Below are 15,098 nucleotides of genomic sequence, written 5' to 3' on the forward strand. Positions count from 1 at the left end.
CATAATGAAAATAAAAAAATTGAGCGACTTTGTGGAGCTTCACCGAGGATTTCCTTTTAGAGGTAAAATTGAATCAAATGAAGATGGTGATACGCACGTAGTTCAACTGCGCGATGCTCATCCTAGTGGCTACATTATTTCCGACGAGATTATAAAGACTACTCTTTCAGGCAGAAAAAAACCTGATTGGTTACAGGCAGGTGATGTTTTATTCGCGGCAAAAGGAGCTAATTTCTTCGCTGTCCTGGTTGAAGATCTACCTGAAGAAACAGTATGTGCACCCCAGTTCTATCTACTAAAGATAAAAGATGAATTTAAGAATAAAGTCATACCAGCTTTTATAGGCTGGCAATTGAATCAAGCACCAGCACAACGGCATTTTGAGAAGACGGCTGAAGGGTCTATGTATTTAAGTATTCGAAAAGAAGTTCTAGAAAGCACACCAATCACTTTATTATCATTAGAAGAACAGCAAGAAATAGCATCTTTATATCAAGCTTCTTTAAAAGAAGAAAGAGTTTTGCAACAGATGATAGATAACAGGAAGCAACAACTCAAAGCACTTGCTTTCAAGTTCTTAGATCAAGAAACCACATTACAAAATATTTAAGTAAATATCATTTCTTAAAAGGCGAATCAAAATGTCAACTCATCAAAACGATCAGCTTAAGCAAAGTGCAGTTAATAATATTTTATTACATACTTGTGATCTACTTCGTGGAACTGTTCGACCAGATAGGTATAAAGACTATATTTTGCCAATGCTATTCTTAAAGTCCTTGTCTGATACATATAAAGATGAAAATGATAAATTATTGCTAGGTAAATATTCAAATAACCCTAAAAACATGAGCTTTTGGAGTTTATACAAACTTCGTAACACTCCTGGTAATGGTAAGCGTATTGATCAAGCTCTAAGTGCTATCGAGGAAGATAGTTATTTTAAATTCGGAAGTATCTTTCAAAACATATCTTTTGATACTGATCAGCTAGGATCAGAGAAAAAGAGAGATAAGCTGTTGTGTAATTTATTGGAAATTTTTGGTAGCAATGCTTTAGATCTAAGCATTTCGGAAAATAGTGAGACAAACCTAGCTGGCAATGCTTTTGAGTACTTGTTAAATTTTTTCTCTACCACTGATAGTAAGATGAATGGAGAGTATTATACGCCGAGTGAAATATCAACTTTACTAGCTGCTCTATTAGAACCTGTAGAAGGCAATAACATATATGATCCTTCATGTGGTTCAGGCTCTCTATTAATAGAATGTGGGGCACTGGTACATAAAAAATCATCTTCCAAAACTTATACTCTCTACGGACAAGAAATTAATAGCTCAATATTATCATTGGCTAAAATGAATATGTTTCTACATGGAGAGGATAACCACATTCTAAAATGGGGTGACACATTACGTAATCCAATGCTGACAGATAATAACGAAAACCTACTGCGCTTCGATGTAGTTGTGTCTAACCCTCCATTTTCGCTAAAAAATTGGGGATATGAAGAGTTATATCATGATCCTTACAATCGTTTTCACCGAGGTATGCCACCTAAAGCTTCAAGTGATTATGCATTTATTAGTCATATGGTTGAAGCTTTAGAACCAAATACAGGTCGTATGGCAGTAATAGTACCACATGGCGTTCTATTTCGAGGCGCTAGTGAGGGTGAAATTCGTCGACACTTGATAGAGGAAAACCTACTTGATGCAGTTATTGGTTTACCTAATAATCTGCTCTTTAACACAAGTATTGCTATAGCTATTTTAATATTCAAAAAGAACAAAACTGATGAAAAAATACTGTTTATTGACGCCAGTAATGATTATCAATCTAGCCGAAACCAAAACGTATTGCTCAAAGAGAGTATCGATAAAATCGTACAGACATATAAAAATCGACAATCAGATGATAAATACGCTTACTTAGCAACTTTTGATGAAGTCAAAGATAATAATTTTAATCTAAATATTCCACGTTATGTAGATACCACTGAACAGGAAGAAAGAATTGATTTACTTACCGTGCGTACTGAACATTTGATGTTAAAATCCAAGCTCGATCAGTTAGGTGCTGAAATAGATAGCCACTTTGAAAACTTAGGCTTTAATATCTAACGATATGTACTAGATCGTTATTAGGATACTTAATGACGATCAACTGTCGCACACCATATCAAACCATTAAAAAATAATATTCATTCTCAATAAAGGCCATCTACTACATGTCCCTAATTAAACTCAAAGATCTTGAAACTCATCTTTGGCACGCAGCACACATTATCACTGGGCCTATCGATGCATCCGACTACAAAACATACATTTTCCCGATCCTATTCTTCAAACGCATTTGCGATGTATACGATGAAGAGTTCCAGGAGGCAATGGAGCAGGTCAATGATGAAGAACTAGCAAAGTCTGATATGTTTCACCGCATTCAAATACCTGAGGGTTGTCACTGGCAGGATGTATTTGCTGAAACTAAAAATGTAGGACAAGCTCTAAAGGACGCTTTCCGAGGTATCGAGTTAGCTAATCCTTTATTACATGGCATTTTTGGCGATGCTAGTTGGACCAATAAAGAGCGCTTACCTGATGAGCTCCTGACTACTCTGTTAAATCACTTTAACAAGGTAAACCTAGGTGTATCTAATGTCCGTGATGACGATATGGGCCGAGCTTACGAATACTTGATTAAGCGCTTTGCCGATAAAGCTAATAAAAAAGCTGGGGAATTCTACACACCTCGAACGATAGTGCGTTTACTAGTAAATATTCTTGACCCTAAAGCGGGAGAAAGTGTTTACGATCCAGCCTGTGGTACAGGTGGCATGCTACTAGAAACTATTCACCATGTTAAAGAAAACGGTGGAGATCCGCGTTTACTGAAAATTAAAGGCCAAGAAAAGAATCTAACTACTGAAGCTATTGCTCGTATGAACCTGTTCCTACATGGTCAGGAAGATTTCAGCATCGTACGTGGTGATACGCTACGTGATCCTAAGTTTATCGTTGACGATAAGCTAGAGACCTTTGATTGCGTGATAGCCAACCCACCATTTAGCCTTAAGGAATGGGGTCACGAATTATGGTCAGCTGATCCTTATGGCCGTATGCAATATGGACTAGCACCTAAGACTAACGGTGATTTTGCCTGGGTACAGCATATGCTTATCTCATTAAATAATACAGGACGTATGGCCGTGGTTTTGCCACATGGTATTCTTTTTAGAGATGGAGTAGAGAGTAATATTCGCGCTAAATTACTTAAAGATAATTTAATTGAAGCAATTATAGGCTTTGCAGATAACCTTTTCTATGGGACAAATATTCCTGCGTGTATTTTAGTTATTAGAAAAAAACGTCCAGACAGTCATCTAAATCATGTACTGTTTATCAATGCTGAGGACATTTACAATAAAGGTCGTAACCAAAATATACTTACTTCAGAACAGTCTGATAGAATCTTCGAGATCTATAAAACTATGATTAAAAAAGGTTTGTCTGCTAATGAAATAGAAGGTGTAGCTCGTTGGGTGTCGTTAGAAAAATTAAAGAGCAATAAATTTAACCTTAATATTGCTCGCTATGTACAAAGGATATTAGACGAAGACACTATAACAGTGGAAGAAGCGTTAAAAGATTTTCAACAAAGGTTAACTGAACTAAATCAAGCTGAACAAGAGTTAGAAGAATTGCTTATGAAAGAGGGTTTTGAGCTATGAGTACATTAAGCAAAAAAAAGCTAGAAGATTTACTTTGGGGCGCTGCTGAACTTTTACGTGGACAGATTGATGCTTCTGACTATAAACAATATATTTTTCCACTTTTGTTCTATAAACGTCTTTCCGATGTGTATTTAGAAGAGTATCAAGAAGCGTTAGAGCTACAGCAAAATGAACTTGGATTTGAGACGATGACCATGTTTCATCGATTTATGATTCCGGAAGAAGCCCAATGGGATAATGTACGTAACACTAATAAAAATATTGGTGAAGCCATACAAAACGCACTTCGTATTATTGAAAAAAACAATGAACGTTTACACGGGGTATTTGGTGATGCGCAATGGACCAATAAAGAGCGGCTACCAGATAATTTGCTTAGCGATTTGATTGAACATTTTAGCACTATTCCATTAGGTATCAAGTCAGTGGATCAGGATGATCTAGGCGAAGCCTACGAGTATCTAATTAAGAAATTCGCTGATGATTCAGGCCATACCGCTGCTGAATTTTATACTAATCGTACAGTAGTACATCTAATGACGCGTATTATGGATCTCAAACCTGGTGAAAGTGCATATGACCCAACTTGCGGGACTGGTGGTATGTTGCTTAATGCCGTTATGGATTTACGTACTGACGGACAAGAATGGCGTAGCGTAAAGCTCTACGGACAAGAAGTTAACCTATTAACTTCTGCTATCGCCCGTATGAATATGTTCTTACATGATATCGAGGAATTCAAAGTACTACGTGGCGATACGTTAAGCGATCCAAAATTCATTGAACAAGATCAGCTTAAACAATTTGACGTTATTTTGGCAAACCCACCCTACTCTATCAAGAAATGGAATCGAAAGTTATTTGCTGCTGATCCTTATGGGCGCAACCTTTATGGCATCCCCCCACAAGGTTGTGCTGACTATGCTTTTTACACGCATATTATTAAAAGCTTAAAACCTGATACTGGACGTGCTGCAATGCTTTGGCCCCATGGCATACTGTTTCGAGACTCAGAGCAAAGCATTCGCAAGCAGATCATTGAGTCAGATATTATTGAAGCAATTATCGGTCTTGGGCCAAATTTATTTTACAACTCTATAATGGAATCTTGTATCGTAATACTAAATAAAAATAAGCCAAAATCAAAGACAAATAAAATTCAGTTTATTAATGCCTTCGATTTTGTAACTAAGGAAAGAGCTTTTAGTAAACTAGATGATTCAGATATCGATAATATTTTAAATTTATTCAAGAATTTTCATATTCAAACAGATAAATCTAAAGTTGTTACTATTGAAAATATAGAAAAAAATGAATTCAATCTATCTATTCCACTGTATTTAGAAGTAAAACACTCTAACTATAGATTTGATACGGTTGGCGCCTTTAGTGATTGGCAATCAAATATAGAAGACATTAATTCAAGTTATAAAAAATTATCAATAATGTTGGGAAATAAATGAAAACAGCAAACGAATTTTCGATTTTTTCTTTTGGAAGTCTATGTAGTGAGAGAAAAGAGTCAACTCAGGATCCTCTTAAAGAAGGTCTTTCAAGATATATTGGGTTAGAGCATATAGATTCTGATGAAATAATAATTAGCCGCTGGGGTTCAATAGCTGAAGACTCTCCTAGTTTCACAAAAATATTTAGAGATGGCGATATACTACTTTGTAAACGACGCCCTTACTTAAGGAAAGCTTCAGTTGTTAATTTTGAAGGGATTTGTTCCAGTGACATTATTGTTTTAACTACAAAGGAATCACAAATATTACCAGAAATTTTTCCACATTTAATACATACAGCAAATTTCTGGAACCATGCTGTAAAAACATCTTCAGGTTCTCTTTCTCCTAGGACAAAGTTCGCATTATTAAAAGATTTTAACTTCGCAATTCCAAACAGAGAAAACCAATTAAAGATACTGCATAGTTTAGAAAAATCAATGTATATCGAGGAAAAGTCTAAGATAGCTTTAAAGCAACTAGATATACTAATGAGAGCATACAAAACTGCTGAAATGCCTTTACGTCCCAAGGGATCAGTAACACGCTTGAAATGTTTTGCTAAGGAGAGTCGTGTTGAAGGTTCAAATGGAAAACTTGCAAAAAAGATAACAGTTAAACTATATGGTAAAGGTATTTTTGCTAAAAATGATATAGTTGGTAGTGAGAATACTAACTACTTTATTCGCTCAGCTGGACAGTTTATTTATTCAAAACTAGATTTCCTTAATGGAGCATTTGCAGTAGTCCCTAACGAATTAGATGGCTATGAATCTACTCTAGATTTACCTGCTTTTGATATAAGCGAGGGATTAAGTGCTCAATGGCTTTTCCATTATGTTAGTCGTCCTGAATTCTATGAGCTATTTTCTCATAGTGCTAGAGGTGGTAGAAAGGCAAAACGTATTTCTCCCAAAGATTTTCTTAATACAGAAATTCCACTTTTCACTGAAGAAAAACAGATTGAGCAAGTTAAAATACTAGAAGAGCTGGAAACACAAAAATCATTGTTGCATGATAAAATTTTATGTATGCGTAAAATACGAGAAAAAATAATATTTGGAGCTTAGATGTTTAATGAACTAAGTGTCACGGAAAATGGAATAGTCGACTGCTTAAAAACTTTAAGCAGAGATAAATGGATTTATTGCCATGGTAATAACTTACCAAAAAAAGCGTCGGATATTTTGATAGATGAATGGCTTAAGGACGCACTATGTTCGTTAAACCCAGATATTGCCAAGCAGCCTGACTATGCTGATGAAGTAATTTATAAACTACGTGGTATATTTTTAGATGCTAGACACACAGGCTTAGTTAAAGCTAACGAAGATTTTTATGCATGGTTAATGGCGGAGAAGTCCTTGCCGTTTGGTGAAGACGGTGACCATATCACTATCAATCTAATAGACTTCGACAATATTAGTAATAATCACTTTGTCGTGTCGCAGCAAGTGAACTACATTGCGACGACTAAAGCATATTTTGATATCGTCCTTTATGTAAATGGTATTCCCTTAGTGGTGGGTGAAGTCAAAACTGCTACGCGACCTAGCATAAGCTGGCAAGACGGCGCTGCTGATTTTATGGGTGGCAAGAAACATTACTGGAAAAACGTAGCGCCTTTCTTCGTACCTAACCTACTCTGCTTTGCTAGTGAAGGTAAAACCTTTGCTTATGGTGCTGTTAACGCACGTGTGAAAGACTGGGGGCCATGGCATAAAACCACGCAGGATGAAGAGATTATCCCTAGTCTAGCTACCGTGCTAGATAGCGTCGAAAACTTACTGAATCCTAAAATATTATTACAGTTACTGGAAGCGTTCTCGCTTTTCTCTACAGTTACGACTGGACAAGGTATTCCTTCTAAACGTATTAAAATCTTACCTCGATATCCACAATTTGAAGCAGCTCAACAGATAGTTGATCGTGTCAGAAATGGCTATCCCAAAAAAGGGCTGATTTGGCACTTTCAAGGCTCAGGTAAATCACTATTAATGCTTTATGCGGCTAAGCTATTACGTATTGACCGCGATTTAAAGAATCCAACCGTTTTGGTTGTGGTAGACAGACGCGATCTTGATAGTCAGATTAGTGAGACTTTTGGTGGAGCCGATGTTAAAAACTTGATCCAAGTTGAAAGCTGTAAAAACTTGAGCAAATATATCGAACAAGATAGTCGCGGAATTTTGATCACCACTATTTTTAAGTTTCAAGAAATTGTCATAGATGACAATAATACTAATGGTCTAAACAGTCGCGACAATATTATCGTATTAGTTGATGAAGCACACCGTACTCAAGAAGGCGGCTTAGGCGATAAGATGCGTTGGGCTCTACCCAATGCACATTTTTATGGCTTAACAGGTACTCCGATCTCTGGTATTGATCGCAACACATTTAAACTATTCGGTGCTGAAGAAGACACTGGTCGCTACATGAACCGCTATAGCTATAAACAGTCTATACGCGATGGTGCCACCAACCCGGTTAAATTCGAGCCCCGCTTAGTTGAACTGCGCGTAGATAGAAACGCTATCAATGAAGAGTTTGAAAAGATTGCCAAAGACAATGATTTAGATCCTGAAGAAAAAGCAGCACTATCCCAACGTGCTGGCAAGTTATCCATCATGCTTAAGGCGCCAAACCGAATGCGGGCCGTTAGTGCTGATATCGCTGAACACTTCACCACTCATGTCAAGCCTAAAAAAATGAAGGGTATGGTCGTCGTCTATGATCGTGATGCCTGTGTACAGATGTATTACTTACTTGGTGAAAAGCTTGGATTTGATGCCATAGATATCGTAATGAACGTTAATCAAGCTTCGATTGAGGACAGTAACGGCAAGCTAAATAGTGACTGGCGTAAATGGAAAGAGGATTTAGATCTACCTATTAAAGAAGCAGATTTTGAGCATTGGCAGACTACTGATAGCAATGATCAAAAGCAGAAAGAACTCATTGAAAATTATAAAGATCCCAATCATCCATTACAGCTTATTATCGTCACTGCAAAATTACTGACTGGGTTTGATGCACCTATTTGTTACTGCATGTACTTAGATAAGCCTCTACGTGATCATACCCTATTACAGGCTATGTGTCGGACCAACCGTCTGTATGAGACTGAAGACGTACGTAAAGACATGGGTTTAATCATCGACTATCTGGGTGTTTTTGAAAACTTACGTACTGCTCTAGCATTTGATTCTGAAGAGATTGAGGGTGTCGTTGAAGGCATCGAAGCTTTTAAAGAATTGCTACCTACTCAGCTAGATAGATGCCTGAACTTCTTTCCAAATATAGATCGAACCGTAGAAGGTTTCGATGGAATTTTAGCGGCTCAAGAATGCATTCCTACCAATAAAAAGCGTGATGATTTTGCTGCGGCTTTCGGTGTACTGGCAAAGCTTTGGTCAGCAATCAATCCTGATTCTTTTCTAACTCCTTATCGTCAAGATTACAAATGGTTAGCGCAGATATATGAGAGTGTAAGACCAGTCGGTCAGACAGGGTCTTTAGTTTGGGCAGCTCTTGGTCCAGAAACTATCAAGATGATTCATGAGCATACTGACATCAATAATATTCGTGACGATATTGATGAACTTGTTATGGATGAACACGCCCTCTTTACTTTGACTGAAAAAGAACAGGAGAAGCGCGCTCTTCAATTAGAGATAGATCTAATGGGTCGTCTGCGCGGCCATGGCGATCCTAACTTTGTAGCTCTAGGCGAACGCTTAGAAAAACTACGTGAGCAATATGAGGCTGGTGTCATCAAGGCTATCGAGTGGCTTAAAGGCTTGCTTGAAGAGGCAAAGAATACAGTACATACGGAACGAGAGACAGGTGAGCAAGTAGTCACAGAACAAGATAATAAACAGGCGTTAACCAAGCTTTTCTTGGCCACTAGACCTGATAGCACACCAAAGATGATTGGTGATGTCGTTGAGCAAATTGATAAAATTGTGAGAGCAACCCGGTTTGAAGGCTGGCAGAACTCTAACAGTGGTCCTAGAGAGATTCAGAAGGCACTGTTATTAACGCTTGCACAGTTTGGTCTAGGTAGAGATAAAGATTTGTTTGATAAAGCTTATGGTTATATAGAAGAGCATTATTAATCACTGAATCGACTTTAGAAATCTATATAAAATTAAGGAAAGTATTAATGTCAGATTTTGTTTTATGTTCGGCTACTGAATTTATTGCTAAAAGCAACCAAATCATCAATGCTCCGTTTGAGTATGGATATTCTTCTATATCTGCAACGTACTACAAGCAAGCAAATCTAGAACGAGAACAAGGTAACGAGCCTTTAGCTAACGCGTTACAACTTGCCTCAACAGTCTGTTCAATGAAGCTTAATCCGGGTAGTCTCAACAATCCTTTTGTGGCTGGGGCATCTTATAGTGACTTAACAGAAAGTTGGCGCTCAACAATCCCAGACGACCTAACTGATGAGCAGCTAAACTTTGTAGCAGATGTTTATACTGAAATAGCAGATCCCATGGTTAGAGCTCGTTTTGCTGATTTACTTTGGTTATGCGTTAACCCAAAGAAAATTGCTTATGCACAAACTGCTATTCAAAGCTATATGCTTCTTCAGATTGATCCTATCACTTGGCATCATGATGTAGGCTATTGTTGGGAGAGATGCATTAAGTTAGCTAGGCAAACTAATAATACCCATTCCATTCAAGCAATAGAGGAATTACTGGAAAATGCTTTTAAAAAAAATTATCCAGACAGTGCTTTTATGAACCTTTGGCTTGCTGAGATGATTCAACGTCATCATTTGCTTGATAGTCAGTTGCTACAAATCGCAGAGGAATTACTAGGACATGCCATACTCTTCTACTCTTCATGTGACTACTACCAAGCTAGACAATACTTATCTTTGGCTGAGCAAATTTTTAAAAAAGGGAATCAAAGTAACGGGTGGCTGAATTGCTTAGTTCTTATCGCTGAGTGTTTTGAATTAGAGGGTAATTCTTTACTTGAAGGAATCTCTCAAAGTAGTATATCTGCTAATTCTAATTATGAAAGTGCTTTACATGCATATAGACAAATACCCAACTCTCATAGAGAAGAACTCGGTATTGCAGAGAAAATATCTCAAATAAAAGAAAAAATTACTGACACTGGTCATCAAGTACTAAGTGAGATGAGATTTTTCGAACTACCTGGTATTGATATTTCTGAAGTAAGAAAGGCATCTATAAATCACGTTAAAGGTAAGCAAGATCTGAATCATTCCATTTTGTATTTTACTGGCTTTCCTTCTCCCATATATAAAGACTTACGTTCTGCAACTATGTACAACCTACAAGAACATCCTTTAGCAAGCATGTTTGGCAGTGTTCACTACTCCGAAGGTGGCCGAGTGGTTGCTAAAATTCCAGCAGTAGGTCTTGGTAGCGAACTAGAAAATGAGCTAGTTATATATAATAAAACTATTCAAAGCTTCAACCAGATAGGTTTACAGTTAATCGTGGAAGCAAATATAGTTCCAGCACTAAATCAAATACTGTCAGAGTTTAGAGTAACCAAAGAACATCTAATGCAAATATGCTACAGCTCACCTATAGTTCCTGAAGGCAGAGAATACTTAATGGCCAGTGCTTTATGGAGCGGTTTTGAACATGACTTTAGAAATAGTATCCACTTACTTGCTCCTCAAGTTGAACACTTAATTAGAACACGCTTTAAAGATAATGGTGTTAATACATCTACTATTGGCATAGACGGCATTGACAATGAAAATGGTTTATCAACATTACTGAGACATGAGCGGTCTGAAGATATATTAGGTGAGGACCTACTATTCGAGCTGAAAGCTGTCTTTACCGAATCAATTGGTGCTAACTTACGTAACGGAGTTGCTCATGGATTGCTGAATGACCAAAGTTCTGGATCTCATGCATCGGTTTATGCATGGTGGATGATTTTGAGATTGATTGTTAGGTCACTTTATGAATTTGAGACTACAGAGAGTAAAGAGTAGTTGAAACACTAATTGTTATCATAATTCAAAAATATAATATCTCACCAACGCTAGTTATTTTTAGCTACAACCATATAAAAAAGTAATCATACCCATCTTAGACTAAATGTTAACAATATAAAAATAGAGAGCGCTCATGCAATATTTTTTCGTAAATCATAGTCAGACTCATAAAGAAGAACTAGGTGATGGCTATCTATGGTCACCAAAAACTAAAAGTGATGGAAAGCCTAACTGGTCTTACAATAATATGAAAAAAGTGAAGCCTGGTGATATTGTTTTCTCATTTGCCGAGACCGAAGTAAAAGCTATAGGATGTGCTACCTCGGAAGCCTACACTGCTCCAAAGCCTATTGGCTTTTCAGAAACCTGGAATCAATCTGGATGGAAAATTGACATCGATTTCGAGAAAATAAAAGATCCATTTCGTCTTAAAGAACGCTTAAATGAGTTTGAACACATGCTGCCTGATAAGTACTCACCTATTAATCCTAACAATGGTAATGGCAATCAAGGTTGCTACTTAGCTCATATACCTTCTAGCTTTGCAGACTACTTAATAGAAGCTTCCAACATCATTTTTGAGCTCGAATCTGTTAAGACTAATAATTTTCCGATTGGAAATAAGGTTACAGAAAGATTAGGTACAGTGAGGCAAAGAATCGGCCAGTCAGAATTTAGAAAACGCTTATTGGATATGCATGATGGCCACTGTCAACTTACCGGCATTCAAATACCAGAGCTTCTACGAGCGAGCCATATAAAACCTTGGGGAGAATCTAATAATCATGAGCGACTAGACCCTCATAACGGTTTACTCCTTGCAAGTCATATCGATGTGCTTTTCGATAGAGGGCTGATCACATTTACGAAAGAGGGAACTATATTATTTTTCAGATCTGACATTGAAGGATTTTTTGACTCTAATCAAATACCCAAAAAGCTAAACAATTTTTCTGTTCAATCACAAAAATATATGGAGTATCATATTGAACATATATTTCAAAAATTTGTAGCAAACAAAAAAACTGGTATTTTCAAACTAAATTAGCCATCATCGGCATAGCATCTGGCATTTTATAGAATCTTGTAAAACCTTCTACCTTATTCAAGTTAACATTATTTGGCAGCGTAGTCCCTACTTTTTAGTCTGTATATATAAGAACACAGGAGACCATCCCAAGTTCTGTGTAACTGCTTAACGACATAACTTCTCAGCGGTTTTTTTGCCTGAGTCACCTTCGGAATTCAGCACATCTGTAATCTTACAACTATCACTACTGCATTTTAGCGAAAAGTCTTTTAGGCCAGTATATTCGCTAGTGTACTTAACACTAGCTCTAACTCGCCCATTACTTAACACTTTATAATCTACATTTTGAGCTTCATCGATAGAGAAGCCATTACTTGGATTAATAATGAGTGTTTCGTAAGCACTATGGCACTCAGTCAGCTCCATACCGTCATCACTCATGCGGCTGATCCTAGATAACGCTACAGCGTTTTGTAGACCTTTATCTGAATACTTAAAGAGGCTATCTAACGTATCAATATCCTGACCAGTACGGCTTGCTTTGGCTGCGGTATTGTACATATTTTTTACAGTTTTTATCTTCAAAGCATTATTGTCCGCGAAGGCAGGCATCATACCGATAATTATTAAAGGTAATATGTAGATAAATCTTTTCATTCGTAGAGTCCTTATAAGCTTACCGTTAGGAGTAGGTCACACTATTCATGCAAATAAGTTTAGGCTTGCTTCAGATAAATACCATGAGTCTCTAAATCATTTAGTACATGGTTAATCGCTTTAACTTGTCCATTTGTTGGATTATTTCTAGATCTACCTTGTAGTAGATTTGGAATAATAGACACGATATCTTCATCTTTAGCACTTAGTAAATCTTGTTCTTTCGCTTTTTTTATTAACGTTGTCCAGTTACTCACTGGCATAGCGCACAGCTCGTTTAATGAATTAACAGTTTGTACTGCCTTTTTTGCCACATCTTTCTGTTTTTCCTTGATAACGCTATCTGGTACCAGCTGACTTTTGAAGTATATATCGAGCTCAAAGTACTTTTTACTATCCATGATTTTTTGAAACACTGTTAAAGTATCTTTAGCCTTTGCCATGGATAGCACGGCTTTCCCAGACTCTTCACTAAGCTGATTAAGTAACGCATTCACTTTAGTAGACGTTTGGATAAATTGATTATGATAATGGGCATTGACTGACTGGTTGTTCCATATTTTAGGATAGTTAAAATCAAGCGACTCTCTATCCATTAAAGATTTAATCACATAGATGCTATAAGCGGTGATTGTCGCCTTGGTATTACCCACAAATTTTTCTTGACTATAAACAGACTTCTTACAAGCATTCCAAATAATAAATTTAGCAACGACTTCTTGAAAAAAATAATCATTGATTTGCTCGGGTGAGTGCTCCCATATTTTCTCTATAGATTGAGCAAACCCTCTAAATGCCATCTGCGCCCCTTTGATCGAATCATGCGGCTTTTTATCAAAAATCAGATATATCTTAGCCAAATCTGTTTTAACAATAAGCTGTGATTTTGGATGCTCGGATTTAAATGCTTTTTTGCCTGCGATGGTCAGTTTACTTTGAGCATTGAGATACGAACCACGCGCGCGCTCATAGTACCAGCGTGTCTGCTTGATATTATCATCCGATGGCGGTGCCCATACTCGGCGTGAGATCTCCTCAAGGCGTCGATGAAACGGATGGTTAGAGAAAAAGTCAGAGTCTTTAACCGCGTTTTGAGAGTTGGCATATCTTGAAATATTGCTAATTAGCTCATCAGACTTCGAAGCACTGACGACGTTTAGTTTCACTTGTACGTGAATATCCTTTAAATTGGCTCTGTCTTTTTTACGTGTTAATAGTAAGGATGCTGTGGTTTGACCACCGTTCACAATCTGTAAGTTATTCAGCTTAGTAATAGCACGCTTATCAGCGTCATACTCTACCTCTGACGCTGTCGCTGTTATGCCGTTGTTATAACTGAAAAATAGTGATGGCTCTGTATTGATTGTTTTTCTGATCCCTTTATTAATCTTGCCACGAAACTCTAAGAAACTACGTACGTTTGCTTCTAATAATCTAGCGCCATATTCATCATATAAGTTTGCTAAAGTTTCGCCATTGATGACGCATAAATAGCTTGTCAGCTCTTCAGACTCAGTTGCGACTAGCGTAGGAATAGCACCACCCCACTCCATCAAATCAATCTCGATTGCTTCAGATTGAGATTGACTGCTCTCTAAATCATACAGACGCTTCACATCCCAAATATCAACGCGCAAAGGCAAATTGATATCATCCTCAGTATCCCTCTGATTGGCAACACGTTTACTTAACTGAGCATTGGTTAAAATAATCAGCTTTATCGACTCAATACGTGTATATTTTTGGAATATTTCTTTGGCAGCGATGTAGCCAGAAGAGCTTTCTTCTAAGCTTTCGATAAAACTGCTGTCTAAAGCATTATTAAAAAATCGAGTTGCAGACTTTTTCAACTGATCAATACGGCTGTTCGTTAGGGTCTGTAAACTATCTTCGTGATTAAAATCATTAATCAGAATAACCAGCTCAAGCGGATCTGAATCAGGGCTATCATAATCTCCATTAAATCCTAATCCATCAATTCGGCCATAACGTGGACGGTGAAAATGATGTAAGTCCATATCGTTAACAACGCCCTGCTCTTGCAGATAAGGCAAGGTTCGCTCTATATATAGTATCTCCTTATATTCACCTTGAGATGATGAGTTGTGATCTAGCTCATTCATCAAGTCATCATAATAACTTTCTAGATCCGTTTGATTGTTCATC

Annotated in this window: 10 protein-coding genes; 8 read left to right on the top strand and 2 right to left on the bottom strand. The window is 37.2% G+C overall.

Annotated features, from left to right (window positions below; genetic code table 11):
- Positions 1 to 4: 4 nt before the first annotated feature.
- The 8 genes from AC5JP1_RS05315 (at position 5) to AC5JP1_RS05350 (ending at position 12,293) form a co-directional block, all read left to right on the top strand.
- Positions 5 to 610: a restriction endonuclease subunit S gene (locus AC5JP1_RS05315; RefSeq protein ID WP_493843427.1), complete on the top strand. Its 606-nt coding sequence runs from the start codon at positions 5 to 7 to the stop codon at positions 608 to 610.
- Between the two features lie 31 nt (positions 611 to 641).
- A complete protein-coding gene (locus AC5JP1_RS05320; RefSeq protein WP_493843428.1) occupies positions 642 to 2,123 on the top strand; it encodes a type I restriction-modification system subunit M in 1,482 nt (493 codons plus the stop codon).
- Between the two features lie 107 nt (positions 2,124 to 2,230).
- The gene (locus AC5JP1_RS05325) at positions 2,231 to 3,730 is read left to right on the top strand and encodes a type I restriction-modification system subunit M (protein WP_493843429.1); all 1,500 of its coding nucleotides are present in this window, start codon (positions 2,231 to 2,233) and stop codon (positions 3,728 to 3,730) included.
- A complete protein-coding gene (locus AC5JP1_RS05330) occupies positions 3,727 to 5,196 on the top strand; it encodes a type I restriction-modification system subunit M (protein WP_493843430.1) in 1,470 nt (489 codons plus the stop codon). Before AC5JP1_RS05325 ends, AC5JP1_RS05330 begins: the two co-directional genes overlap by 4 nt.
- A complete protein-coding gene (locus AC5JP1_RS05335) occupies positions 5,193 to 6,308 on the top strand; it encodes a restriction endonuclease subunit S domain-containing protein (protein ID WP_493843431.1) in 1,116 nt (371 codons plus the stop codon). The genes AC5JP1_RS05330 and AC5JP1_RS05335 overlap by 4 nt, the downstream gene beginning before the upstream one ends.
- Positions 6,309 to 9,359: a type I restriction endonuclease subunit R gene (locus AC5JP1_RS05340; protein ID WP_493843432.1), complete on the top strand. Its 3,051-nt coding sequence runs from the start codon at positions 6,309 to 6,311 to the stop codon at positions 9,357 to 9,359.
- A gap of 47 nt (positions 9,360 to 9,406) precedes the next feature.
- Entirely contained in the window at positions 9,407 to 11,242 is a 1,836-nt protein-coding gene (locus AC5JP1_RS05345) for a DUF7380 domain-containing protein (protein WP_493843433.1), read from the top strand.
- 136 nt (positions 11,243 to 11,378) lie between these two features.
- Positions 11,379 to 12,293 (top strand): HNH endonuclease, encoded by a 915-nt coding sequence (locus AC5JP1_RS05350; protein ID WP_493843434.1) that lies wholly within the window; start codon positions 11,379 to 11,381, stop codon positions 12,291 to 12,293.
- 147 nt (positions 12,294 to 12,440) lie between these two features.
- Here AC5JP1_RS05350 and AC5JP1_RS05355 read toward each other — a convergent pair whose 3' ends face one another.
- Both AC5JP1_RS05355 and AC5JP1_RS05360 read right to left on the bottom strand, forming a co-directional pair.
- Entirely contained in the window at positions 12,441 to 12,932 is a 492-nt protein-coding gene (locus AC5JP1_RS05355; RefSeq protein ID WP_493843435.1) for a hypothetical protein, read from the bottom strand.
- 59 nt (positions 12,933 to 12,991) lie between these two features.
- Positions 12,992 to 15,097 (bottom strand): AIPR family protein, encoded by a 2,106-nt coding sequence (locus AC5JP1_RS05360; RefSeq protein WP_493843436.1) that lies wholly within the window; start codon positions 15,095 to 15,097, stop codon positions 12,992 to 12,994.
- Position 15,098 lies beyond the last annotated feature (1 nt).

It is taken from the genome of Psychrobacter sp. H29 (assembly GCF_059073055.1).

Bases quoted from the DNA above. Each gene is read 5' to 3' on its own strand.
- AC5JP1_RS05330 (WP_493843430.1), top strand. From the start codon at position 3,727: ATGAGTACATTAAGCAAAAAAAAGCTAGAAGATTTACTTTGGGGCGCT.
- AC5JP1_RS05320 (WP_493843428.1), top strand. From the start codon at position 642: ATGTCAACTCATCAAAACGATCAGCTTAAGCAAAGTGCAGTTAATAAT.
- AC5JP1_RS05355 (WP_493843435.1), bottom strand. From the start codon at position 12,932: ATGAAAAGATTTATCTACATATTACCTTTAATAATTATCGGTATGATG.
- AC5JP1_RS05335 (WP_493843431.1), top strand. From the start codon at position 5,193: ATGAAAACAGCAAACGAATTTTCGATTTTTTCTTTTGGAAGTCTATGT.
- AC5JP1_RS05350 (WP_493843434.1), top strand. From the start codon at position 11,379: ATGCAATATTTTTTCGTAAATCATAGTCAGACTCATAAAGAAGAACTA.
- AC5JP1_RS05315 (WP_493843427.1), top strand. From the start codon at position 5: ATGAAAATAAAAAAATTGAGCGACTTTGTGGAGCTTCACCGAGGATTT.
- AC5JP1_RS05360 (WP_493843436.1), bottom strand. From the start codon at position 15,097: ATGAACAATCAAACGGATCTAGAAAGTTATTATGATGACTTGATGAAT.
- AC5JP1_RS05345 (WP_493843433.1), top strand. From the start codon at position 9,407: ATGTCAGATTTTGTTTTATGTTCGGCTACTGAATTTATTGCTAAAAGC.
- AC5JP1_RS05325 (WP_493843429.1), top strand. From the start codon at position 2,231: ATGTCCCTAATTAAACTCAAAGATCTTGAAACTCATCTTTGGCACGCA.
- AC5JP1_RS05340 (WP_493843432.1), top strand. From the start codon at position 6,309: ATGTTTAATGAACTAAGTGTCACGGAAAATGGAATAGTCGACTGCTTA.